General features: G+C 59.4%; 25 protein-coding genes. 6 read left to right on the forward strand and 19 right to left on the reverse strand.

Annotated elements, in window-relative coordinates; translation table 11 throughout:
* Positions 1–2 precede the first annotated feature (2 nt).
* From dapF to BW956_RS12345, 4 genes are read left to right on the forward strand one after another with little or no spacing between them, the layout of a single operon-like run.
* A complete protein-coding gene (dapF, locus tag BW956_RS12330) occupies positions 3–833 on the forward strand; it encodes a diaminopimelate epimerase (protein WP_076462995.1) in 831 nt (276 codons plus the stop codon).
* Complete coding sequence (locus BW956_RS12335) at positions 830–1,528, forward strand: DUF484 family protein (protein ID WP_076462996.1); 699 nt, start codon at positions 830–832, stop codon at positions 1,526–1,528. The genes dapF and BW956_RS12335 overlap by 4 nt, the downstream gene beginning before the upstream one ends.
* Position 1,529: 1 nt before the next feature.
* Positions 1,530–2,441, forward strand: a complete 912-nt coding sequence (xerC, locus tag BW956_RS12340) for a tyrosine recombinase XerC (RefSeq protein ID WP_076462997.1) — start codon at positions 1,530–1,532, stop codon at positions 2,439–2,441.
* Positions 2,434–3,168, forward strand: a complete 735-nt coding sequence (locus tag BW956_RS12345) for an HAD family hydrolase (RefSeq protein WP_010324982.1) — start codon at positions 2,434–2,436, stop codon at positions 3,166–3,168. Before xerC ends, BW956_RS12345 begins: the two co-directional genes overlap by 8 nt.
* Positions 3,169–3,233: 65 nt before the next feature.
* Here BW956_RS12345 and BW956_RS12350 read toward each other — a convergent pair whose 3' ends face one another.
* The 10 genes from BW956_RS12350 to BW956_RS12395 form a co-directional block, all read right to left on the reverse strand.
* Entirely contained in the window at positions 3,234–5,090 is a 1,857-nt protein-coding gene (locus BW956_RS12350) for a methyl-accepting chemotaxis protein (protein WP_076462998.1), read from the reverse strand.
* Between the two features lie 61 nt (positions 5,091–5,151).
* The gene (hemW, locus tag BW956_RS12355; RefSeq protein WP_139327179.1) at positions 5,152–6,297 is read right to left on the reverse strand and encodes a radical SAM family heme chaperone HemW; all 1,146 of its coding nucleotides are present in this window, start codon (positions 6,295–6,297) and stop codon (positions 5,152–5,154) included.
* The gene (rdgB, locus tag BW956_RS12360) at positions 6,294–6,902 is read right to left on the reverse strand and encodes an RdgB/HAM1 family non-canonical purine NTP pyrophosphatase (protein WP_076463000.1); all 609 of its coding nucleotides are present in this window, start codon (positions 6,900–6,902) and stop codon (positions 6,294–6,296) included. Before rdgB ends, hemW begins: the two co-directional genes overlap by 4 nt.
* Before the next feature lie 27 nt (positions 6,903–6,929).
* A complete protein-coding gene (locus BW956_RS12365; RefSeq protein WP_076463001.1) occupies positions 6,930–7,382 on the reverse strand; it encodes a DUF4426 domain-containing protein in 453 nt (150 codons plus the stop codon).
* Positions 7,383–7,427: 45 nt separating this feature from the next.
* Positions 7,428–8,018, reverse strand: coding sequence for a methionine biosynthesis protein MetW (gene metW / locus BW956_RS12370; RefSeq protein WP_010324977.1), 591 nt, complete (start codon positions 8,016–8,018; stop codon positions 7,428–7,430).
* Positions 8,008–9,183 carry a homoserine O-succinyltransferase MetX gene (gene metX, locus BW956_RS12375; protein ID WP_076463002.1) on the reverse strand — a complete coding sequence of 392 codons (1,176 nt, stop codon included), beginning with the start codon at positions 9,181–9,183 and terminating at the stop codon, positions 8,008–8,010. Before metX ends, metW begins: the two co-directional genes overlap by 11 nt.
* 134 nt (positions 9,184–9,317) lie before the next feature.
* On the reverse strand, positions 9,318–9,617 hold the full coding sequence (locus tag BW956_RS12380) for a DUF167 family protein (RefSeq protein ID WP_076463003.1): 300 nt from the start codon (positions 9,615–9,617) through the stop codon (positions 9,318–9,320).
* 1 nt (position 9,618) lies between these two features.
* Positions 9,619–10,179 (reverse strand): YggT family protein, encoded by a 561-nt coding sequence (locus tag BW956_RS12385; protein WP_076463004.1) that lies wholly within the window; start codon positions 10,177–10,179, stop codon positions 9,619–9,621.
* 26 nt (positions 10,180–10,205) lie between these two features.
* A complete protein-coding gene (gene proC, locus BW956_RS12390) occupies positions 10,206–11,033 on the reverse strand; it encodes a pyrroline-5-carboxylate reductase (RefSeq protein ID WP_076463005.1) in 828 nt (275 codons plus the stop codon).
* Positions 11,034–11,049: 16 nt separating this feature from the next.
* Positions 11,050–11,757: a YggS family pyridoxal phosphate-dependent enzyme gene (locus BW956_RS12395; RefSeq protein ID WP_076463006.1), complete on the reverse strand. Its 708-nt coding sequence runs from the start codon at positions 11,755–11,757 to the stop codon at positions 11,050–11,052.
* Positions 11,758–11,859: 102 nt separating this feature from the next.
* Between BW956_RS12395 and BW956_RS12400 the strand changes: the two genes are divergently transcribed.
* Both BW956_RS12400 and BW956_RS12405 read left to right on the forward strand, forming a co-directional pair.
* Positions 11,860–12,894, forward strand: a complete 1,035-nt coding sequence (locus tag BW956_RS12400; RefSeq protein ID WP_076463007.1) for a type IV pilus twitching motility protein PilT — start codon at positions 11,860–11,862, stop codon at positions 12,892–12,894.
* Between the two features lie 24 nt (positions 12,895–12,918).
* The gene (locus tag BW956_RS12405; RefSeq protein WP_076463008.1) at positions 12,919–14,088 is read left to right on the forward strand and encodes a PilT/PilU family type 4a pilus ATPase; all 1,170 of its coding nucleotides are present in this window, start codon (positions 12,919–12,921) and stop codon (positions 14,086–14,088) included.
* Between the two features lie 77 nt (positions 14,089–14,165).
* On the opposite strand, the gene BW956_RS12410 is transcribed toward BW956_RS12405, so the two are convergent.
* From BW956_RS12410 to metK, 9 genes are all read right to left on the reverse strand, one after another.
* Positions 14,166–15,440 (reverse strand): dihydroorotase, encoded by a 1,275-nt coding sequence (locus BW956_RS12410; RefSeq protein ID WP_076463009.1) that lies wholly within the window; start codon positions 15,438–15,440, stop codon positions 14,166–14,168.
* Complete coding sequence (locus BW956_RS12415) at positions 15,437–16,444, reverse strand: aspartate carbamoyltransferase catalytic subunit (protein ID WP_010324968.1); 1,008 nt, start codon at positions 16,442–16,444, stop codon at positions 15,437–15,439. The genes BW956_RS12410 and BW956_RS12415 overlap by 4 nt, the downstream gene beginning before the upstream one ends.
* A 20-nt stretch (positions 16,445–16,464) precedes the next feature.
* A complete protein-coding gene (pyrR, locus tag BW956_RS12420) occupies positions 16,465–16,974 on the reverse strand; it encodes a bifunctional pyr operon transcriptional regulator/uracil phosphoribosyltransferase PyrR (protein ID WP_010324967.1) in 510 nt (169 codons plus the stop codon).
* Entirely contained in the window at positions 16,949–17,431 is a 483-nt protein-coding gene (gene ruvX / locus BW956_RS12425) for a Holliday junction resolvase RuvX (RefSeq protein ID WP_076463010.1), read from the reverse strand. Before ruvX ends, pyrR begins: the two co-directional genes overlap by 26 nt.
* Before the next feature lie 13 nt (positions 17,432–17,444).
* Positions 17,445–18,017, reverse strand: coding sequence for a YqgE/AlgH family protein (locus BW956_RS12430; RefSeq protein WP_010324965.1), 573 nt, complete (start codon positions 18,015–18,017; stop codon positions 17,445–17,447).
* 36 nt (positions 18,018–18,053) lie between these two features.
* A complete protein-coding gene (locus BW956_RS12435; protein ID WP_076463011.1) occupies positions 18,054–19,007 on the reverse strand; it encodes an energy transducer TonB in 954 nt (317 codons plus the stop codon).
* Positions 19,004–19,957 (reverse strand): glutathione synthase, encoded by a 954-nt coding sequence (gene gshB, locus BW956_RS12440; RefSeq protein ID WP_076463012.1) that lies wholly within the window; start codon positions 19,955–19,957, stop codon positions 19,004–19,006. Before gshB ends, BW956_RS12435 begins: the two co-directional genes overlap by 4 nt.
* Before the next feature lie 34 nt (positions 19,958–19,991).
* Positions 19,992–20,720 (reverse strand): 16S rRNA (uracil(1498)-N(3))-methyltransferase, encoded by a 729-nt coding sequence (locus BW956_RS12445; RefSeq protein WP_010324962.1) that lies wholly within the window; start codon positions 20,718–20,720, stop codon positions 19,992–19,994.
* Positions 20,721–21,087: 367 nt separating this feature from the next.
* A complete protein-coding gene (gene metK, locus BW956_RS12450; protein WP_010324961.1) occupies positions 21,088–22,278 on the reverse strand; it encodes a methionine adenosyltransferase in 1,191 nt (396 codons plus the stop codon).
* Positions 22,279–22,327 lie beyond the last annotated feature (49 nt).

The following is a 22,327-nucleotide window of genomic DNA, read 5'->3' on the forward strand; positions in this document are numbered from 1 at the left end:
GTATGCAGGTACGTTTCACCAAAATGCACGGGCTGGGCAACGATTTCATGGTGATCGATGCCCTGTCACAGCGGGTCAAGCTGACGCCGAAAATCGTGCGTAAGCTGTCCGATCGCAATCTGGGCATCGGTTTTGACCAGCTGTTACTGGTCGAACCGCCCAGCCGTCCGGATATGGACTTCCGTTACCGCATCTACAATGCCGATGGCTCAGAAGTGGAGCATTGCGGAAACGGTGCGCGCTGTTTCGGTCGCTTTGTCCGCGATCGTCGCCTCACCATGAAAGACGAAATTCGGGTGGAAACGGCCCGTGGCCAGGCGGTTATCTATCTGCTCAAGGACCGTCAGGTCGATGTGGATATGGGCTCGCCAGAGCTGGTGCCGGCGGAAATCCCGTTTCAGGCCGAGCAGCAGGCCGTCATCTACCCGATCGACGTGGATGGCCAAACGCTGGAGCTGAGTGCAGTCTCCATGGGTAACCCCCACGGTGTGCTGGTGGTGGATGATGTGGACACTGCGCCCGTTGAAACTCTGGGGCCGGCGCTGGAATCTCACCCGCGCTTCCCGCAAAAGGCCAACATCGGTTTCATGCAGGTGGTGAGCCGCAACGAGATTCGTCTGCGGGTCTATGAACGCGGTGCCGGTGAAACCCTGGCCTGTGGCACGGGTGCCTGTGCGGCTGTGGTAGCAGGTCGACTGCGTGGCCTGCTGGATGAAGATGTGCTGGTGCACCTGCCGGGCGGCGAACTGCGCATTCGCTGGGCCGGAGAGGGGAAAGCCGTACGGATGATCGGGCCGGCAACAACGGTATTTGAAGGACAGATCTATCTATGAATGACGCGAGCGAAGTACTGGAACAACCCGCCCTGAGTGCCGACCAGGTAGCCGAATACCTGGCGCAGAACCCGGATTTTTTCACCGAGCACACCTGGCTGTTGGAAAAGCTGTATGTCCCGCATCAGCGTGGCACTACGGTGTCGCTGGTGGAGCGCCAGACTTCGCTGTTGCGCGAGCGCAATCAGCAGTTGCATGGCCATATGGCCGAACTCATTGATGCCGCCAAGTACAACGACGTACAGTTCGACAAGACCAAGCGCATGGTCCTGGCCCTGCTGGAAGCGGCGACGCTGGATGATGTGGCTGTCGCCATTGAAGAGAGCCTCTGCCGCGACTTCTACGGTGATGAAACCGAGCTGCTGCTGTTTAGCGAAAAAGCTCTCAAGAGCAACGGTATTCGTACCCTGGCCCGTGCTGAAGACTCGCTGGTGCAGCCGCTGATCGAAACCAACCTGCCCAGCTGTGGCCAGTTGTCCGAAGCGATGAATCGCTTCCTGTTCCAGGACCGCAGCGTCAAGGTGCAATCCGCTGCCGTGGTGCCGCTGGTCAAGGGTGAAACCCTGGGCCTGCTGGCGATCGGCAGTCACGATGCCAACTACTTCCAGAGCAGCCAGGGCACCCTGTTCCTGAGTTATGTCGGTGAAGTACTCAGCCGCGTGCTGTTCCGGATCCTGCGGGAGCAGGAGGCCTGAGATGAAACAGCCGGCCGTGAGTGACTGGCCGACCCATTTCCTGCATTACCTGCGGGTGGAGCGTCAGCTGTCCCCGCATACCCTCAGCAATTACCGCCGCGACCTTGAGCGTCTGCAGCAGCTCCTGAGCGACCATCAGCTGGCCAATTGGCAAACGCTGGATGAAGCCGCCCTGCGTTACGCCATTGGCCAACTGCATGCCGAAGGCCTGTCCGGACGCAGTCTGCAGCGCCTGCTGTCCGCCTGCCGCGCCTTTTACCGTTTTCTTTCCCGTGAAGGTTGGTGCACACGTAATCCTGCATTGTCGGTACAGGCACCCAAAGCCCCACGACGCCTGCCACAAACCCTGGATACCGAACAGGTGGGTGCGCTGCTGGATGTAAAAGGTGACGAACCCCTGGATATTCGTGATCGTGCCATGATGGAGCTGATCTACTCGTCGGGGTTGCGCGTATCTGAGCTGGTTGGCATTGAGCTGCGCGACCTGGATCTGGCGGAGGGCGAAATCACCGTGCTGGGCAAGGGCCGCAAAACTCGACGCCTGCCGGTGGGGCGTCTGGCGGTTGAGGCAGTCCGTGCCTGGCTGCCGGAGCGCAACAAGCTGGCTGCGCCCGATGAAACAACCCTGTTTGTGGGTCAGCGCGGCCGACGTCTCACCACGCGAGCGGTGGAGCAGCGATTACAGCAGCGGGGCGCCGAACAGGGCACTCAGGGACGGGTATATCCACACCGTTTACGCCACAGTTTTGCCAGTCATATGCTGGAATCCAGCGGTGACCTGCGCGCGGTGCAGGAGCTGCTGGGGCACGCCAACATCAGTACCACTCAAATCTATACCCATCTGGATTTTCAGCACCTGATGGAGGTATATGAACAGGCTCACCCACGTGCGAGGCACAAACGCGATGATTAAATGCGTCACTTTCGATCTGGATGACACCCTTTGGGCGGTGGATCCGGTGATCCGCCAGGCCAACCAGAGCCTGTGGCAGTGGCTGGAGATGAATGCTCCCCTGTTTACAGCCATGCATGAAGTCAGTGACATGGCCGAAGGGTCAGAATTGCGCCGCTCACTGTTGGAGAAGCACCCCGAAATTGCGCATAGTCTCAGCCTGATACGCATCAAGCTGCTGGAGCGTGGCTGCGTCGCGGCCGGTTACAGCGAAGCCGAGGCGATCAACCTGGCCGAACGCGCTTTTGAGGTGTTCATGCAGGGGCGCCATCAGGTCGAACTGTTCGAGCATGCGCAGGCAGCGCTGGAGCAGCTGCGCCAGCAGGGTTATCTGATCGGTGCGCTCAGTAATGGCAATGCAGATGTCAGCCAGACACTGGTTGGGCACCTGTTTGATTTCCAGTACAACGCGGATACCGTGGGCTCGGCCAAACCTGAGCCGGAGATGTTTCAGCAGGCACTGCACCATACCGGACTGCGACCGGAACAGGTGGTGCATGTGGGCGATCACCCGATCAATGATGTGCAGGCTGCCCGTCAGCTGGGCATCTGGACCGTCTGGGTGAACCTGCCCGGGCAGGAGTGGCCGCAGCCGGCAGTGGCCGATCATACAGTGCAATGCCTGTCGCAGTTGCCCGCGGCGGTAGAAGGCTTGAAAGGCAGGGCTGCGCAGCGCGCGACTCTGTAAAGAATCGGTCAACCTGATGGCGTAAGCGGCACCCTCCCGGAGACAGGAGGGGCCGTATGTCACACTCAGGTACGGAAGCTGGACACGGCGTCCTGCAGCTCCGATGCCTGCTGCGCCACCATCTGGCTGGCATCCGCGTTCTGGCCAACCTGGCGGTTGGCATCTTCCATAATGCTGCGAATGTGGTCGATGTTGCGGGTGATTTCCGCCGCTACCGAGGCCTGTTCTTCGGTAGCCGAGGCCACCTGGGTGGTCATATCGACGATGCTGGCAGCGCCGTTGGTGATGGTATCCAGCGCGCCAATGGTTTCGCTGGCACGTTCGGCGCTGGCTTCACTGTCCGCTACACTGGCCTGCATCAGCTGGCTCACATTCTGGGTCTGGTCCTGAAGGCTGTGCACCAGTTTCTCGATTTCCGATGCTGAGGTCTGTGAGCGTGCCGCCAGGGTGCGCACCTCATCGGCCACCACCGAGAAGCCACGGCCCTGTTCACCGGCACGCGCGGCCTCAATGGAGGCGTTCAGTGCCAGCAGGTTAGTCTGCTCGGCGATATCCTTGATCACATCCAGCATGGTGCCGATTTCACCGCTGTTTTGATGCAACTGCTCGACCACATCAGCGGTCTGGCGTGCCTTGGTAGCCAGCTCGTTCAGGGCATCAATGCTGCCGGCGACACGTTCGGTGCTGTCGGAGGCATCCTGTTGCGCCTGACGGGCGGTATGTGCGGTGGTTTCGGTGCTGCCGGCGATCTCCTGCATGGAGCTTTCCATCTCCTGTACCGCCGTCGCAACCTGCATTACCTGCTCCTGCTGGGTGTTGAGGCCGGATGAGGTGTCCTGACTGGTCGCCGACAGCTGTTCAGCGGCGGCTGCCAGTTGGGACGAGGTACCCGCCACACGCGCGATCAGGTCGCGGAAGCTGTCCATCATCAGGTTGAAGTCACGTGCCATTGCAGCTACTTCGTCCTTGCCGCTGGCATCGGTGCGCAGGGTCAGGTCATGCTCGTCGCTGGCGCGCTTCATGGTGTCCGCCAGCGTCTTGATGGGCTGCAGTATGCTGCGACCCAGCAGCAGGGCAGGTACGGTAGTGAGTAGGATAAACGCCAGTACAGCGATCAGAGCGATCAACTGCAGGCGGTTTTCCTGAGTTTCAATCAGCTGGTTGAGTTCCTGCTGCAGCTGCTGCTGGATATCGTCCGTACTTTTCACGGCCGCGCGCATCTGTCCCATCAGGCCCTGATCAACGGTCAGGCCCAGCTGCTGGAAACTGTCCACCAGGGCTGTGAACCCTTGGCGGTATTGCTGCAGCAGGCCTTTCAGCTGCTCGGCATCATCCGGCAGCAGGGCGATATCGATCTGCAGGTTGATGCTGTCGATCTGCTTGTTAAAGCGGTCCAGATACTTGGTATTCAGACGCAACAGGAAATCCTTTTCATGCCGACGCAGCATCAACAGCTGGCTCAGCAGGTCGTTGTCGCGGGTGGCCTTGACCTGTTCTTCCGCGTTATGCACCGCGCCGCGCAGGGTGCCGCGAAGCCCGCTTTCCTCATCCAGACCAATCCGGGTGCGCAGATCGGCAACCTGCTCAAAACTGCTGCGGTAGGTCTGCATGCTCTGAGCCATGGTGTTCAACTCATCATCGAGACCAAGACCATCGAGCAGCGTTACCAGGTGCGAGAGCTCATCAGTGAACTCGTTATAGGTGTCTGAAAAACGCTGTTGGTATTTCGGGTCCAGGCGGGCCAGGAAGTCTTTTTCATGGCGACGCAGGTCCAGTTTGCGTGCTTCTACATGGCTTATTGCCTGGCTGGTTTCTACCAGCGTGCCGTAGCGCTCCAGCGTGTAGGTGAAGATGACACCCATGCCGATAAAACCGGCCAGGATGAGGGCGATAAGGGTGCCAAGCTTTTGCTTGATGGTCATTGCGTGGGTCTCCAGACGCATTCACGACATCAGACATCCATGAGTGTGCTGAAGGCCAGGTTCAATCCAGGAACAGGGCCAGCAAGTCATTTAAAAACAGTCGACCCTGACGGGTGGGGGCTAGCCGGCTGTCAGAATTATCCAGTAATTCAAAGGCGTACGCTTTATTCAGTATCGGCTGTATCTCTGAAAAGTTAACCCCTGTGCGCTGGGTAAACAAGTCGACTTCAGTGCCATACGTCAATCGCAGGGCATTCATCATGAATTCAAAACTGCGTTCGTCGTGGGGGATGGGTTGCTGTCCGGCCAGGCGCTTGGACGGATCCATGTAGCCCTTGGGCTGGCGCAGCTTGTGGCGACGCTCAATCTGTAATTGTCCTTCGGCATCAAAATGGCTCAGCTTGCCGTGGGCGCCGGCCCCAATGCCAAGGTAGTCACCAAACTGCCAGTAATTCAGGTTGTGCCGCGCCTGCTGGAGCGGTTTGGCATAGGCCGAGACTTCATACTGATCATAGCCATGATCTGCCAGCAGTGCCTGGCCCTGCTCCTGAATCGTCCACAGCGTCTCATCCACCGGCAGCTGAGGTGGGCGGGCGTGGAATTCGGTATTGGGCTCGATGGTGAGCTGGTACCAGGACAGGTGGCCGGGGTCGAAGGCCAGGGCCTGCTTGAGATCGCTCAGGGCCTGCTCGGTGCTTTGTCCGGGCAGACCGTGCATCAGGTCCAGATTCACGCGGGGAAAAATGGCAACAGCTGCTTCGGCGGCTCGGCAGGCTTCGTCCGGGTTGTGAATCCGCCCCAGTTGCTTGAGATGCTCGGCGTTGAAGCTTTGAATGCCGATGGAAAGCCGGTTGATGCCTGCCGCATGATAGCCTTCAAAGCGTTCCCGCTCGAAGGTGCCGGGGTTGGCTTCTAGCGTAATTTCAGCATCCTCCGCCAGTGCAATGCGCTCACGCACGCCGAGCATCAGGCGGTTGATGGCATCGGCGCTGAACAGGCTGGGGGTGCCACCCCCAATGAAAATGGACTGCAGCGGGCGATCACCGGCCAGGGGCAGGTCGCTTTCCAGGTCATCCAGCAGTGCGGCCACGTAGTCCGCTTCCGGCAACTCTTCCGGCGCGGCGTGGGAGTTGAAGTCGCAATAGGGGCATTTGCGTACACACCAGGGGATGTGTACGTAGAGCGAGAGGGGCGGCAACAGGCTCATGTATGCGAGAGCCAGGGGCCGATGGCATCCATGAACTGGCGTACCGCCTTGCCGCGATGGCTGTAGCGCTGTTTCTGCTCAGGGCTGAGCTCGGCGCTGGCGCAGTCGGTTTCCGGTACGTAAAACAGCGGGTCATAGCCGAAGCCGTTATGACCATGCGCCTCGGTGAGGATACGACCATCCCAGCTGCCCTGACAGATCAGCGGTGTGGGGTCTTCGGCATGACGCATGAACACCAGCACGCACTGGAAACGGGCGCTGCGCTTGTCCTCAGGCACGTTGGCCAGGGCTTGCAGCAGTTTGGCGTTGTTCTCGTCATCACCACAGCCTTCGCCGGCGTAGCGTGCCGAATAGATGCCCGGGGCGCCGTTGAGAGCGTCTACTTCCAGGCCGGAGTCATCGGACAGTGCCGGCAGGCCGGTGATGCGGGCGGCGTGGCGTGCCTTGATGATGGCATTTTCCACAAAGCTCAAACCGGTTTCGTCGGCATCATGGACGGCAAAATCCGACTGCGGCATCACCTCAATTTCGAGGGGAGCAAAGATTTCGCTGAACTCTTTCAGTTTGCCGCGATTACCGCTGGCCAGAACAATCTTGTCTATCATGGGGCGTCCTAAGCGTGAATTGGCTGCTCAATCGACGTAAAAACGTTGGTCGAACTCAATGGTGTAGGCCGGCTTATTCGGGTCCGGCTGCACATTCAGATTGATTTTGAGCTGCTCATCTTCGGTGAAACGGAAACTGCCGATGTAGTACAGGGCATCGCCTTCATCGATCTGTTTGAACTCCAGCGTCTGAGCCTGGTTCAGCAGATTGGATGCCTGCCCGGAGACGATGGCGCGGACCGGTTGCTTGCTGCCGTCGTCCTGCATTTCCAGCACGGAAACGTTCACCAGAGCGCGGTATTTACTGCGCACCAGGTTGTTGGCCTGTGCCACTTCCGGGGTGACAAAGCTGGAATTGAAGGCGTTGTAATGGATCTCGTAACGACCATCGGAGATCGACTGTTCGGCCAGTGCGCTGGTACTGGCCAGAAGGGCTGCCAGTGCGACAGCCGGGCCCGACAATAGATTAAACAGGCGCATGGTGTTCTCCTCGTATACTCAGGGTCCTTGCAGGGTCTGGGCGTCCTAGCGGGTGATACGGTAGATGGCGATTTCGCCGAGCATGTTCGGCCACAGCTTGATCCACCAGCGGTGCCGATGGGTGTGGTCGACTACCGTGCGTTCAAGAATTTCGATGTTGCGATCCACGCAGAGTTCCTCGAAATCCTTGAAGGTACAGAAATGGATGTTCGGCGTGTTATACCAAGTATAGGGCAGAAATTTGGACACCGGCATCTTGCCGCGGAACGCCAGGTAGCCACGGGCGCGCCAGTGGGCAAAGTTGGGGAAGGTGACAATGCATTCGCGGCCGATGCGCAGCATTTCGTCCACGATCTGGTCCGGGCGGTGCATGCTCTGCAGCGCCTGAGTCATGACAACCGTGTCGAAACTGTCATTACCGATGGAAGCCAGGCCATCGTCGATATTCTTTTCGATCACGCTGACGCCTTTTTCGACACAGGCGGTCAGGTTGTCGTGATCGATCTCCAGGCCGTAGCCGCTGACATTCTTGTCCTGCTTCAGCTGCGCCAGAAATTCGCCATCACCACAGCCCAGGTCCAGTACGCGTGAGCCGGGGTGAATCCACTCGTTGATAATTTCCAGATCAGCGCGCATTGGGGGCACCTCCTTCAGACTGGGGCAGGGCATCGGCAATACGGTTCATGTAACCGCTGAACACTTCCATATAGCGCGGGATGGGAATCAGGAACGCATCGTGCCCCTGAGGCGCATCGATCTCGGCGTAGCTGACCGGCTTGCGGGCGGCTACAAGCGCATCTACCAGTTCCCGTGAGCGCTCCGGCGAGAAGCGCCAGTCGGTGGTGAATGAGACCACCAGGAAGTTGCAGGTGGCTGGCGCCAGGGCGTCGGCCAGGTTGTGGCCGTGTTCGCCGGCCGGGTCGAAGTAGTCCAGCGCCTTGGTCATCAGCAGGTAGGTGTTGGCATCGAATGACGAGGAAAAACGCTCACCCTGATACTGCAGATAGGACTCCACCTCGAACTGGGGGTTGAAGTCGAAACTGAGCTTGCCGTCCTTGAGTTCGCGGCCGAACTTGTCACGCATGCCGTCGTCGGACAGGTAGGTAATGTGGCCTACCATTCGCGCCAGCATGAGGCCGGTGCGGGGCACAATGTTGTGCTCGTAGTAATGGCCGTCGTGGAACTCGGGGTCCTTGCTGATCGCCTGCCGAGCGACTTCGTTGAAGGCGATGTTCTGGGCACTGAGCTTGGCGGCCGAAGCGATGACTACGCAGTGGCGCAGACGGTCGGGGTAGGTGATTGACCACTGTAGTGCCTGCATGCCGCCCAGACTGCCACCCACCACGGCAGCCCATTGTTGAATGCCGAGGCGGTCGGCCAGACGTGCCTGGCTGTGCACCCAGTCCTGCACCGTCATGATCGGGAAATCAGGACCGTAAGGCTTGCCGGTGTCGGGGTTGTTGCTGTTGGGGCCGGTGGAGCCGTGGCAGCCGCCCAGATTATTCAGGCTGACCACGAAGAAGCGGTTGGTATCGATCGCCTTGCCGGGGCCGATGGCGGAATCCCACCAGCCGGGCTTGCGTTCGTCCATGCTGTGATAACCGGCTGCATGATGGTGGCCGGACAGGGCATGACAGATCAGGATGGCATTGGACGCATCGGCGTTGAGCTCACCATAGGTTTCGATCATCAATTCCCAGTGATCAAGGCTGCGCCCACAACTGAGCGGCAGTGGTTGATCAAACTGGAGGCACTGGGGGGTGACCAGGCCGACGGAATCTTCGGGTATGGCTGCGGGCATGGTGGTATCTCGCTGTCAAAAAGGCATGGAAATCGCGTTGACGTGACGCGGGGCGTCGGCAGTTAACGCATCACATGTCGTAGTGCAGCACCCGGCAGTGCAATCGAAACCTGGAGGTAAACAAAGCGGATTCCTTATTCGTCCCGTGAAATATCGAGGCTTGCGGGCAACTGCCCCGGCGCTTGAATGCGCACGCGCTTCTCCCGTCCCAGCTCGCCACTGATAATGCTGACGTCGCGCTTGGCCACGCCGAAGCTTTTGGCGAGGAATTTGATCAGGGCCGCGTTGGCACGGCCCTCGATGGGCGGTGCCGCTATGCGGATCTTAACACTGTCCCCATGCCGCCCGGAAATTTCATCCCGGGATGCCTTGGGTTGCAGATGGCAGTGCAGGATCAGGTCCTCGCCCTGCCAGCGGTAGTAAGGTGCGCCCATGTCAGATAATGACGAAGGGTCTGAGATAGCTCTGTGCCAGCTGAATCAGGATGAAAATCAGGATCGGCGACAGGTCCAGGCCCCCGATGGGCGGTATGACCTTGCGGGCCAGTCCAAACAGCGGCTCGGTGAGCTGCAGCAGCAGCTGTGGGGCCGGGTGATAGCTGTCCGGGGCGACCCAACTGATGATGACCGCGCCCAGAGTGGCCCAGAAATAGATGGTGAGCAGCGTGTTAAGGGTGCCGGTCAGGGCAAAGATCAGCATATGCACCGGGTTAACGCCGGCGGCGGACGCAAACATCGGCGAGAACTGCACCATCAGGAAAATGGCCGCAGCCTTGACCAGCACCGCTACGATCAGGGTGGCAAAGTCCAGTCGACCGATGGGACGCAAGACCTTTTGCAGAGGGCTGACCACCGGTTGGGTGAAGCGCACTACCGATTGTGAGATCGGGTTGTAATAGTCAGCCTGAGAAAGCTGTAACGCAAAGCGCATCAGCAGCAGGAAGGAAAAAATCCCTCCCACCAGGCTGATGATCAGTGTAATCGGATCCTGTCCCATGGTCAGTCCTGTTTATCCGGTTGAAATCAGTCTTTGCAAAGCTCGGCGGCCATCGCCTCGGCGCGGTCACGGCAGGCGACCATTGCTTTTTCCACGATCGCTTCCAGCCCTTCTGCCTGGAAGGTCAGGATAGCCTGTTCGGTGGTGCCCTTGGGTGAGGTGACACGGCGGCGCAACTCGGCGGCATCCACGTCACTGCTGCTGGCCATGCGGGCCGCGCCCAGAGCCGTCTGCAGGGTCAGGCCACGTGCAGTTTCCTCACTCAGGCCCAGTTTGGCGCCGGCAGCGGTCATCGCTTCCATCATCAGGAAGTAGTAGGCCGGGCCCGAACCGGAGATGGCCGTGACCACGTCCAGTTCGGCTTCGTTCTGAACCCAGAGGGCGATACCCACGGCTTCCATCGCCTGAGTCGCCAGATTGCGCTGTTGCTCGCTGACGCGGGCGTTGGCGAACAGGCCGCTGGCACCGGTCTGTACCAGCGACGGCGTGTTCGGCATGCAGCGTACCACGGCGGCATTACCGCCCAGCCAGCGATCCAGCGCATCCAGGCTGATGCCGGCCGCAATGGATACAAACAGTGGCTGATGTTTCTGCGCTGCGTCAGCCAGCTCGGAGGCCACCGCCTGCATGATCTGGGGTTTGACCGCCAGAATCACCATGTCGGCCGCGGCCACGGCTTCGTTGTTGTCACAGGTTGTCTTCAGTCCCTGTTCGGCCAGGTCCTGCAGGCGGCTGGCATCGGGCTCGGCGGCCCAGATGTTGGCGGCGGCAAAGCCGTTTTCGAGCAGCCCACCAATGATGGCACGGGCCATGTTACCGGCACCGATGAATGCAATTACGGGTTGTTGGCTCATGAAACGACTCCTGTACTCAAGCCTGGGGCTTGGCTGATGTGTTGGGGTAATGGCGCGGGCCGAACAGGGCGGTACCGATACGGACAATGCTGGCGCCTTCGGCAATGGCCGCTTCCAGATCACCGGACATGCCCATGGACAGGGTATCCAGCTGTGGCAGATCGGCCTGCAGCGAGGTCATCAATTCGCGTACGCGGGCAAAGGTAGCACGCTGGCGGGCCGGGTCGGTTTCCGGTTCGGGGATAGCCATCAGGCCACGCAGCTGAATATTGGGCAGTGCGGCAACCTCTCTGGCCAGTTCGGGAACCTCTTCAGGCAAACAGCCGGATTTGCTGTCTTCGCCACTGATATTGACCTGCAGGCAGATATTCAGAGGCCCCAGCGCATCGGGACGCTGTTCGGAGAGGCGGCGCGCGATTTTGAGACGGTCGACACTGTGTACCCAGTTGAAGCTCTCGGCAATCGGGCGGGTCTTGTTGGACTGGATGGGGCCGATGAAATGCCACTCCAGCGGCAAGTCCTGCAGCGCCTCGATCTTGTCCAGCGCTTCCTGCAGATAGTTTTCGCCAAAGGCGGTCTGGCCACAGTTATGCAGTTGGCGCACTTCGTCGGCGGCGCGAGTCTTGCTTACGGCCAGCAGCTGCACTTCGTCCGCATCACGGCCGGCTGCTTTGCAGGCGTTGCGGATCTGCTGACAAACGCTGTCATACTTCTCTGCTAACATAATCACCTATGATACATGACATGACGGCTGTCATTGGCAGGTTATGCCTATTCTGTTAGAACACTAAAGTTTAATAGAAGCTGCTCCGGAACTCGACTGCTTATGGATATTACAGAACTTTTGTCTTTTGCCGTGCAACAGGGTGCTTCCGACTTGCACCTGACTGCCGGCATGCCACCCATGATCCGTGTCGATGGTGACGTACGCAGGATCAAGTTGCCTGCGCTTGAGCACAAACAAGTGCACACTCTTGTTTACGACATCATGAACGACAAACAGCGCAAAGAATACGAAGAAAATTTCGAGGCTGATTTTTCGTTTGAAGTGCCCAACCTGTCACGTTTCCGTGTCAACTCTTTTAATCAGCATCGTGGTGCGGCGGCTGTTTTTCGAACAGTACCCAGCAAGGTTTTGACCATGGATGATTTGGGTATGGGCAAGGTGTTTCAAGATTTGTCGGAAAAGTCGCGGGGATTGGTGTTGGTAACCGGACCGACCGGTTCTGGTAAGAGCACCACATTGGCCGCGATGGTAGACTACATCAATGAAACTCGACCAGATCATATACTCACGATTGAAGACCCGATTGAATTTGTTCATGAAAGCAAAAAATGTCTGATTAACCAACGTGAGGTGCATCGAGATACTCACAGCTTTTCAAACGCATTGCGCTCCGCCCTGCGTGAAGACCCTGATGTTATTCTTGTGGGCGAGATGCGTGATTTGGAAACCATCCGTCTGGCACTGACGGCTGCGGAAACAGGTCACCTGGTGTTCGGCACCTTGCACACCACCTCGGCGGCCAAGACCATTGACCGTATTATCGACGTCTTTCCGGCGGCCGAGAAAGACATGGTGCGCTCCATGTTGTCCGAGTCTTTGCAAGGTGTTATTTCTCAGAACTTGTTGAAACGCCTTAAAGGGGGGCGGGTTGCTGCACATGAAATCATGATTGGCACTCCAGCAGTACGTAACCTGATCCGTGAGGATAAGGTTGCACAGATGTATTCAGCGATACAGACAGGTGCTGCCTACGGCATGAAAACCATGGATCAGTCACTTTCGGAACTGATGCAGAAAGGGATTATTTCCAAGGAGCTGGCGCGAGAGAAGGCTAAGAACCCCAGCGCATTCTGAGTTTGAGATGACAGGAGCAACATTGTGGACTTTACCCAACTGTTAAAAGTAATGGTTGACCGGGGTGCGTCGGATCTTTTTGTGACGGCTGGTGCGGCGCCATCGATTAAGGTAGATGGTACTCTCCGACCGTTGACTAAAGAAACTTTGAAAGCTAGCCAAACCCGTGCTTTGGTGTACAGCACGATGAACGACAAACAGCTGGCGGAGTTTGAAGGTACAAACGAGTGTAACTTTGCCATCAGCGCGCCCAGCATCGGCCGTTTCCGTGTCAGTGCGTTCATGCAGCGCAACTCGCCGGGCATGGTGCTGCGTTCCATCAACACCCATATTCCAAGCATGGATGAGCTGAAACTGCCGAACGTGATCAAGGATCTGTCCATGACCAAGCGTGGTCTGATCCTGTTTGTCGGTGGTACCTCCACCGGTAAGTCCACCTCACTGGCGTCGATGATCGACTACCGCAACGCCAACCATGCTGGTCATATCATCACTATCGAAGATCCGATCGAGTACATTCATAACCACAAGAAGAGCATCATTACCCAGCGTGAAGTGGGGATTGATACCGAATCCTTCGATGTGGCACTGAAAAACACCCTGCGTCAGGCACCGGACGTGATCCTGATGGGTGAGATCCGTTCTGCCGAGACCATGAAATACGGTCTGGCCTTCGCGGAAACCGGTCACCTCTGTCTGGCCACCCTGCACGCCAACAACGCCAACCAGGCGCTGGACCGTATCATCTCCTTCTTCGGTCCCGAGCATCATGACCAGGTGTGGATGGACATGTCGTTGAACCTCAAGGCGATTGTCGCACAGCAGCTGCTGCCGACCGTGGATGGCAAGGGCCGTCGCGCCGCCATTGAGGTAATGATCAATACACCGCTGATTCAGGACCATATCCGCAAGGGTGAGGTGCACGAGATCAAGGAAGTAATCAAGAAGTCCACCAACCTGGGCATGCAGACTTTCGACCAGGCCCTGTTTGCGCTCTACCGCGACGGCGTGATCACATACGAAGTCGCTCTGGCCCACGCCGACTCGGCCAACGACCTGCGCTTGATGATCAAGCTGGATGCGGAAACCAGCGGCAAGCCGGACTCTAAAGATGAAGATATGCCCAGTTTTACTCTGCAGGATGACGACGACAACTTGAACTTGAAAGGTGAATTGGACGTGAAGGGCATGTAGCCCTTGCCGCCAATCTAAGCAACAAAAAGGGGAGCCTCCAGTGGAAGCTCCCCTTTTTTGTCGAACCGGGCTGGCCGTTATCGACGGAACACGATACGGCCATCCATCAGGGTGGCGTTAACCTGTCCTTTCAATGTCTGCCCCAGGAAGGGGGTGTTCTTGCCGGCCGAGCGCAGGCTGTCTTCGCTGACAACCCATTCGGCTTCAGGATCAAACACGCAGACATCAGCTTGGGAGCCGATAGACAGAGTCCCGGCTTCAATGCCCAGAATACGGGCCGGTGCGGCGGTCAGGGTTTCGATCAGCTGGGGCAGGGCAATCAGCTGTTGTTCCACCAGTGACAGGCTCAGCGGCAGCAGGGTTTCCAGACCGGTCATGCCGGGTTCGGTAGCGGCAAAAGGTGCCTGCTTGGCAATGGGATCATGTGGCTGGTGGTCGGAACAGATCGCCGAAATGGTGCCGGTGACCAGGCCCTGACGCAGGCCGGCGCGGTCCAGCTGGCTGCGCAAAGGCGGTTGCAGGTGATAGGCCGCGTTGAAGCCGTTTACGCTCTCGTCGGTCAGCAGCAGGTTCTGGATTGCTACATCGGCGGTCACGTCCAGACCACGCTCACGGGCGGCTTCGATCATGCGTACTGAACGTTCACAGGACAGCTGACCAAAGTGTGCGCGTACTCCGGTCTGTTCCACCAGCAGCAGGCAGCGCGAAACTTCGATGGTTTCCGCCGCTTCCGGAATGCCGTTCAGGCCCAGGCGGGTGGAGGTGGTGTCATCATGCATGCAACCGTTGGTGGCCAGGGTGCGGTCCTGGGCCTGGAACACCACCAGCAGGTCATGGGTCGCCGCATATTCCAGGCAGCGCAGCAGTGTTTGGCTGCTGCTGAACGGGTTGCGCATGTTGGTGAAAGCCACACAGCCGGAGCTGGCCAGGCCATGCAGTGGCGCCAGTTGCTCGCCGTTAAGGCCCTGGGTCAGCGCGCCCATGGGCAGCACGCGGGTGAAACCCACATCGGCGGCACGGTCCTGAATCATCTCGGCCACCGCGGTGGTTTCTACCACCGGCTGGGTGTCCGGCGTTACCACCAGCGTGGTCACACCGCCTGCGGCGGCAGCAGCGCTTTCACTGGCGATGGTGCCCTTGCGGGTCAGGCCCGGCTCACGCAGAGTGGTGCAGAGGTCGATCAGGCCGGGGCAGACGATCTGACCGGTGGCATCGATCACCTCGTCGGCACTGAAGCCCGCCGGTGCTTCGCCCAGTGCGGTGATTTCACCGTTCTGAATATACAGGTCTGCGTGTTCATCCCAGTGCTGGGTCGGGTCGATAACGCGGCCGCCCTGAATTACGATATTCATGCCTGCTCCTCCGCGTTGTTCTCGCCCTGTTGTGACAGCTGACCACTCATCGCTTTGGACATGACCGCCATGCGCACGGCAATACCGTTGGTGACCTGGTCCAGAATCAGGGAGCGCGGGCCATCGGCCACTTCTGACTCGATCTCCACACCGCGGTTGATCGGCCCCGGGTGCATGACAACGGCATCCGGCTTGGCATAGGCCAGCTTGTCGCGGTTCAGGCCATACAGCTTGTAGAACTCGGATTCGCTCGGCAGCAGTGCACTCTGCATGCGCTCTTTCTGCAGACGCAGCATCATGATCACATCCACATCGCGCAGACCCGGTGCCATTTCGGTGTAGACCTTCACGCCCAGTGCCTCGATATGACGCGGCAACAGGGTTTTGGGTGCGATCACACGGATCTCGGCGGCGCCCAGTGTACGCAGGGCATGAATCTGGGAGCGGGCCACACGGGAGTGCAGGATATCGCCGACGATGGCCACTTTCAGCGGCGCAAAGTCACCCTTGTGACGGCGAATGGTGAGCATGTCCAGCATCGCCTGGGTCGGGTGCGCATGGCGACCGTCACCGGCGTTGATCACCGCCACATTGGGGGTCACGTGCTGGGCGATAAAGTGGGCGGCACCGCTGTCGGAATGGCGCACCACGAACATGTCGGAGTGCATCGCTTCCAGGGTCATCAGGGTGTCTTTCAGTGTCTCGCCCTTCTTGGTGGAGGAGGTGTTGATGTTCAGGTTCAACACGTCCGCGGACAGGCGCTTGGCGGCCAGCTCGAAGGTGGACAGGGTACGGGTACTGTTCTCGAAGAACAGGTTGGCAACGGTCTTGCCGCGCAACAGCGGGACTTTCTTCACCTGCTGTTGGCTCATGTCGACAAAGGAGTCGGCAGTATCGAGTATCTCGGTCAGCAATTCCTTGGGCAGGCCTTCCGTGGTCAGGAAGTGGCGCAGCTGTCCGTCGGCGGTCAGCTGAATGCTGTTCGGGTCGTTGGCCTCAAACATGATGCAGTCTCTTATTCGGTTCAGTCGCGCTGGCGGATCGTCAGCGACAGGGGATCGGGGCCGTTCAGTTTGACCAGCTGGTCCGGGCCCAGGGCCAGGGTGCCGCCGACGACATCGGCCTGAATCGGCAGTTCGCGGCGTTGCAGGTCCAGCAGGGTAATCAGGGCAACCGAAGCCGGGCGACCGTAGTCGAACAGCTCATTCAGCGCCGCACGGATAGTGCGACCGGTCATGACCACGTCGTCGACCAGCAGAATGTTGCGGCCTTCGGTGGCGCAGGGCAGCTGGGTGGGCTGTACCTTGGGATTGATGCCAGCCTGGGTGAAATCGTCGCGGTAAAAACTGATATCCATGACTCCCAGTGGGCTTTCCAGTTCCAGCTGCTGGTGCAGGCGTTCGGCCAGCCAGACACCACCGGTACGGATGCCGATCATCAAGGGGTCGTCCAGGTTACGCTGGCTGATCAGGCCACGGGTTTCGCGCGACATCTTGTCGAGCAGCGCGTCAACGCTCAGGGTGCTCGATACCATAAAGGTCCTCCAGTCGGGTGTGGCTCGGAATGCGGTCGGGTGAATTGAACCAGTCCTGCAGAATCAGCTGGGCGGCCAGTCCGTCCACCGACTCCTGCTTGAAATTGGTGCCGCCACCGGCGTCCAGATGAATACGCTTGGCTTCGGCCGTGGTGAGGCGTTCGTCGCACAGGAAGCAGGGCAGTTGGTAGCGATCCTGAATGCGGTTGGCAAACTTGCGTGCCCGGCGTGCCATCTCGCTGATGGTGCCGTCCATATTGAGCGGAATACCGACCACCAGCACATGGGGCTGCCAGTGTTGAATCACGGCGTCCAGGCTGTCCCAGTCGGGTTTGCCGTCCCGTGCCCGTATGGGGTCAATGGGGTTTGCGCTGGCGGTCAGGCTCTGGCCAATGGCCAAGCCGATGCGGGTGGTGCCGAAGTCGAACCCCAGCACCAGTTGGGTGTCACTGCTCATCCGGTCGCTTCTGTCAGGCGTGTCCGGCGTGTACCGGCAACAGGTTCAGGTTGATGCCCAGAGTGGCCGCTGCCGCTTGCAGTCGGTCCTCCAGTGGCAGGTGGAAAAGTATATCCGAATTTGCCGGGCAGCTTAACCAGAGGTTGTCGCGCAGTTCCTGTTCCAGTTGCTCGGGGCCCCAGCCAGCGTAGCCCAGTGCCACCAGGAATGTATCCGGGCCCTGATCGCGGGCGATGGCTTCAAGGATGTCGATGGAGGTGGTCAGGCAGAGCTCGTCATTGATGCTGTGGCTGGAAAGCCATTCCTGTCCGGGCTGCGGCTGGTGCAACACAAAACCGCGGTCATCACGTACAGGGCCGCCATTGAAAACAGGTCTGCCGGAATAGAGGCCGGGTTGGTGCTCCAGCTCGAGATGATCCAGCAGGTCACACATGCGGATGCCGCTGGGCTTGTTGACCACGATGCCCATGGCGCCGTATTCGCTGTGATCGCAGAGATAAACGACGGTTTCAGCAAAGGTGTCGTCCTGCAGGTGCGGCATGGAGATCAGGAAATGATCGCGCAACGATGTAGGTGGCTGTGTCATGGTCGGGGCTCTGCGTTGCTTGAGTACAGCTTAGGCTTAGTACACCCGTGCATGTTTCTCAAATTTCCAGGTTCGAATAATTTCAAGTCGGTCCACTTTCTTGCGCATTTCCACCGGGAAACTCTGGAAGGGAGACGCCAGTTGCACGATGCGAATGGCGGCATCGTCCAGCACGGCATGCCCGGATGAACTGAGGATCTCCACGTTGACCACCTTGCCGCTGGCATCCAGTGCCACCAGCATGCGTAACCGGCCCTGGATGCCCCGGCTGCGGGCCTGTTCGGGGTAGTTCAGGTTGCCCACGGTTTCGACGCGGCGGCGCCAGTTATCCAGGTATGACGCATATTCATGCTTGCGCGTGGCGGCAGAGGTCAGGCGCAACACCCGTGGTTTACGTGCGCGGGTTTCCCGCTGCAGATCCACCTGGGCCTGCAGGCTGGCCATCTCCAGGCTGCGTGACAGCAGTGACGAAGAGCGGGTTTGCGAAGTGGGCGTGCTGGCGCCGGCCTGCTCCTGGCGTGGCTGGGGTTTCGGCTTGGGTTTGGGAGCCTGGGTTACCAGCTGTTCGGGCGCAGGCTCCTTGCCGGTCTCGGCCTTGGGCTGTTCGGCTTTACCCGGCAGAGGCACCGGCGCCGGTGGCTTATCGACGCTGGTCTCCAGTGAAGGTGCTTCACGAGCCGCCTGCAACTTGGGTGAGTCACTGGCCAGGGGGGCTTCTTCGGTGGTGGTCGGGGTCGACACCGCTTCTTCAGTGCCACTGCCAACCTGGTTGTGCTGGGCAATAAAGTCTGCCTGTTCCGGCGCTTCCTTCTGTGGATGCTGGGCCAGGGTGACATCCAGCGTATGCTGGGGCGGCTTGGGTTCGGGCAGGGTGAAGCCGAGTGCCAATAACAGGACGCCATGCACAGCCGTGGCCAGGAACAGCATAAACCCGAAGCTATCGCTGTTCAGGTGATGCCAAAGCGGCAGGCGGGCGTCCTTTTTGATCATCGTTGTGCCAGTTCCTTCTCGATACAGTCCATCAGCTCCATGCCGATGTCGAGGTTAAACTGGTCGTCCAGTTCACGGATACAGGTGGGGCTGGTGACGTTGATCTCGGTCAGGTAATCCCCGATCACATCGAGGCCGACAAACAGCAGGCCTTTTTCGCGCAGGGTCGGGCCGACCTGTTCGGCGATCCAGCGGTCGCGGTCGCTCAACGGGCGGCCTTCGCCACGGCCACCGGCAGCCAGGTTGCCACGGGTCTCGCCGGCCATGGGGATACGTGCCAGGGCATAGGGCACCGGCTCGCCGTTGATCATCAGGATGCGCTTGTCGCCCTGCTTGATCTCGGGGATGTATTTCTGCGCCATGATGGTTTCAGTGCCGTGTGCGGTCAGCGTCTCGATGATCACGCCCAGGTTGGTGCCGTCTTCGCGGATATGGAAGATGGAGGAACCGCCCATGCCGTCCAGCGGCTTAAAAATAACGTCTTTGTGCTCGGCGTGGAACTGGCGCAGCAGATCTTCACGGCGGGTTACCAGCACCGGCGGGCAGCACTGCGGGAAGTGGGTGGCAAACAGCTTTTCGTTAAAGTCACGCAGGCTGCCGGTACGGTTTACGATCAGGGTGCCCTGAGCTTCCGCCATGGCCAGCAGATGGGTGCTGTAGATGAACTCGTTATCGAACGGCGGGTCCTTGCGCATCAGGATAACATCCAGCTCGGCCAGGTCGCGAACCTCGTAGTCACCACGCTCGAACCAGTTGTCCGGGTCCATGGCGACCTTCAGTGGTGCCATCTGTGCCTTGACGGTGCCGTCGCGCAGGAACAGGTGCTGCTGTTCCATGTACTGCAGCTCCCAGCCCTTGCGCTGGGCGGCCCAGAGCATCGCCAGTGAGCTGTCTTTCTTGTAGCTGATGGCTTCGATCGGGTCCATCACCACGCCGACTTTGAGTGTCATACCTGAATGTCCTGTACTGAATGTGGTGTCAATCTTACCCCAGGTCGCCCCAGAGGTAGTGCAGAATTGCGCAAGCGGCCACGGGCGCGGTTTCGGTGCGCATTACGCGCGGGCCGAAGGCTACCGGTTGAAAGCCTGCGGCGAGGGCTGCGTCGACCTCGGCCTCGGTCAACCCGCCCTCGGGGCCGATCAGTAGAGCAACCGACCCGGGCGGGTCCATGCTTTGCAATGGCTGCGCAGTATGGTGGTGCAGCACCAGTTTAAGGTCGGCATCCACCTGCTCGATCCATGTCTGCAGCGGGCTGACCTCTTCGATACTGGGCACGCGGGTGCGCAGACTCTGTTCACAGGCGCTGGTGGCAACCTGCTGCCAGTGACGCAGACGCTTGTCCTCACGGTCGCCCTTGAGTTTGACCTCGCAGCGCTCGCTGGTCAGCGGTGTAATCTTGCTGACCCCCAGTTCGGTGGCTTTCTGCACGGCATAATCCATGCGCTCGCCCCGGGACAGGGTCTGGCCGACATGGATCTGCAATGGCGATTCGACCGCTGGTGTGGCCGGTTGTTCCAGTATGGCCCAGGCACTGCGCTTGCTGACATCGGCCAGCTGCGCCAGACACTCCTGGCCTTCACCATTGAAAATACAGATACGGTCGCCGTCGTTCATGCGCAGGGCACGCACAACATGCTGGATACTGGTGTCACCAAGTTCAATACGAGCGCCGGCACTGAGCGGCTGAGGTTCGAAAACCCTGGGGATACGCATGCACAATCCTGCCGAGTGAATTTCTGTCGGTGAGTATTATGTCGTATGGCGGGGAGGGGATGCCAGTGAGCAGGGCAGGGATTGGGACTGAGGTATTCGCTCGCGGAGCGAGCTCCCACAGTCAATACAGCAGGTGGCTCAGGAACAAACTGCGAGTGCAGGAGGTTTGGCGTCAGACTGGGCTGAGTGGACTGAGTTGTGGGCGATTTATGGGAATGCTTTGTGGGAGCGCACTCTGTGCGCGAAGGGGGGAGCAAAACAAAGTTCAGAGTTCGCTCACAGAGTGAGCCCCCACAGTGTACCACCAATGAATGATGACCGAGATTGTGGGAGCGCACTCTGTGCGCGAAAGAAGCGGCACTAAGTCTTACAGACCCGCGGCGCTCTTCAATGCGTCAGCCTTGTCGGTCTTCTCCCAGGGGAAGGCCAGGAAGCTGTCGCCGGCAACGGTCATCTCGAACGGGTCGCGCCCGAAGTGGCCGTAGGCTGCGGTCTGACGATACATCGGGTGCAGCAGGTCGAGCATGTTGGTGATCGCGTACGGACGCAGATCGAAGTGCTCGCGCACCAGTTCGATGATCTTGTCATCGCTGATCTTGCCGGTGCCGAAGGTGTTGATGGACACGGAGGTCGGCTCGGCGACGCCGATGGCGTAGGACACCTGGATCTCGCAACGATCCGCCAGACCGGCGGCGACGATGTTCTTGGCCACGTAACGGCCGGCGTAGGCGGCGGAACGGTCAACCTTGGACGGATCCTTGCCGGAGAAGGCGCCACCACCGTGACGGGCCATGCCGCCGTAGGTGTCGACGATGATCTTGCGGCCGGTCAGACCACAGTCTCCCACCGGGCCGCCGATGACGAACTTGCCGGTCGGGTTAATGTGGTACTGGGTGTCCTTGTGCAGCAGCTCAGCTGGCAGCACGTGCTTGATGATCAGCTCCTGTACCGCTTCGCGCAGGTCGGCCTGGGATACATCCGGGTTGTGCTGAGTGGACAGAACCACCGCATCGATGGCCACCGGTTTGCCGTTTTCGTAGCGGCAGGTCACCTGGGATTTGGCATCGGGACGCAGCCAGGGCAGCAGGCCGGATTTGCGTGCTTCGGCCTGACGCTCCACCAGACGGTGGGAGAAGGTGATCGGTGCCGGCATCAGTACGTCGGTTTCGTTGGAGGCATAACCGAACATCAGGCCCTGGTCGCCCGCGCCCTGGTCTTCCGGCTTGCTGCGGTCAACGCCCTGAGCGATTTCGACAGACTGCTTGCCGATGATGTTGATGACGCCACAGGTTTCACCGTCGTAGCCAACATCAGACGAGGTGTAGCCGATATCGCAGATGACATTACGGACCAGGTCTTCCAGGTCGATCCAGGCCGAGGTGCTGATCTCGCCAGAGACGACGGCAACACCGGTCTTGACCATGGTTTCACAGGCAACACGGGCGTACTTGTCTTCGGCGATGATGGCATCCAGCACCGCATCGGAGATCTGGTCGGCAATCTTGTCCGGATGTCCCTCGGACACGGACTCGGAGGTGAACAGGCTGTATTCGCTCATTTCCGGAAACAATCCTCACTGGGTTCAGGCGCAGCCGGGTCGGCCCGGG

Source organism: Marinobacterium stanieri (genome assembly GCF_900155945.1).
Classification (GTDB): domain Bacteria; phylum Pseudomonadota; class Gammaproteobacteria; order Pseudomonadales; family Balneatricaceae; genus Marinobacterium; species Marinobacterium stanieri.

Coding starts and splice junctions, on each gene's coding strand:
- xerC (WP_076462997.1), top strand. CDS start 1,530: ATGAAACAGCCGGCCGTGAGTGACTGGCCGACCCATTTCCTGCATTAC.
- dapF (WP_076462995.1), top strand. CDS start 3: ATGCAGGTACGTTTCACCAAAATGCACGGGCTGGGCAACGATTTCATG.
- BW956_RS12415 (WP_010324968.1), bottom strand. CDS start 16,444: ATGTTTGAGGCCAACGACCCGAACAGCATTCAGCTGACCGCCGACGGA.
- gshB (WP_076463012.1), bottom strand. CDS start 19,957: ATGACACTCAAAGTCGGCGTGGTGATGGACCCGATCGAAGCCATCAGC.
- BW956_RS12380 (WP_076463003.1), bottom strand. CDS start 9,617: ATGGGCGCACCTTACTACCGCTGGCAGGGCGAGGACCTGATCCTGCAC.
- BW956_RS12365 (WP_076463001.1), bottom strand. CDS start 7,382: ATGCGCCTGTTTAATCTATTGTCGGGCCCGGCTGTCGCACTGGCAGCC.
- hemW (WP_139327179.1), bottom strand. CDS start 6,297: ATGAGCCTGTTGCCGCCCCTCTCGCTCTACGTACACATCCCCTGGTGT.
- BW956_RS12410 (WP_076463009.1), bottom strand. CDS start 15,440: ATGAATATCGTAATTCAGGGCGGCCGCGTTATCGACCCGACCCAGCAC.
- BW956_RS12345 (WP_010324982.1), top strand. CDS start 2,434: ATGATTAAATGCGTCACTTTCGATCTGGATGACACCCTTTGGGCGGTG.
- BW956_RS12335 (WP_076462996.1), top strand. CDS start 830: ATGAATGACGCGAGCGAAGTACTGGAACAACCCGCCCTGAGTGCCGAC.
- BW956_RS12385 (WP_076463004.1), bottom strand. CDS start 10,179: ATGGGACAGGATCCGATTACACTGATCATCAGCCTGGTGGGAGGGATT.
- proC (WP_076463005.1), bottom strand. CDS start 11,033: ATGAGCCAACAACCCGTAATTGCATTCATCGGTGCCGGTAACATGGCC.
- BW956_RS12350 (WP_076462998.1), bottom strand. CDS start 5,090: ATGACCATCAAGCAAAAGCTTGGCACCCTTATCGCCCTCATCCTGGCC.
- ruvX (WP_076463010.1), bottom strand. CDS start 17,431: ATGAGCAGTGACACCCAACTGGTGCTGGGGTTCGACTTCGGCACCACC.
- BW956_RS12430 (WP_010324965.1), bottom strand. CDS start 18,017: ATGACACAGCCACCTACATCGTTGCGCGATCATTTCCTGATCTCCATG.
- metK (WP_010324961.1), bottom strand. CDS start 22,278: ATGAGCGAATACAGCCTGTTCACCTCCGAGTCCGTGTCCGAGGGACAT.
- BW956_RS12445 (WP_010324962.1), bottom strand. CDS start 20,720: ATGCGTATCCCCAGGGTTTTCGAACCTCAGCCGCTCAGTGCCGGCGCT.
- metW (WP_010324977.1), bottom strand. CDS start 8,018: ATGCGCGCTGATCTGGAAATTATCAACGAGTGGATTCACCCCGGCTCA.
- BW956_RS12435 (WP_076463011.1), bottom strand. CDS start 19,007: ATGATCAAAAAGGACGCCCGCCTGCCGCTTTGGCATCACCTGAACAGC.
- BW956_RS12395 (WP_076463006.1), bottom strand. CDS start 11,757: ATGTTAGCAGAGAAGTATGACAGCGTTTGTCAGCAGATCCGCAACGCC.
- BW956_RS12400 (WP_076463007.1), top strand. CDS start 11,860: ATGGATATTACAGAACTTTTGTCTTTTGCCGTGCAACAGGGTGCTTCC.
- rdgB (WP_076463000.1), bottom strand. CDS start 6,902: ATGATAGACAAGATTGTTCTGGCCAGCGGTAATCGCGGCAAACTGAAA.
- metX (WP_076463002.1), bottom strand. CDS start 9,183: ATGCCCGCAGCCATACCCGAAGATTCCGTCGGCCTGGTCACCCCCCAG.
- pyrR (WP_010324967.1), bottom strand. CDS start 16,974: ATGGTATCGAGCACCCTGAGCGTTGACGCGCTGCTCGACAAGATGTCG.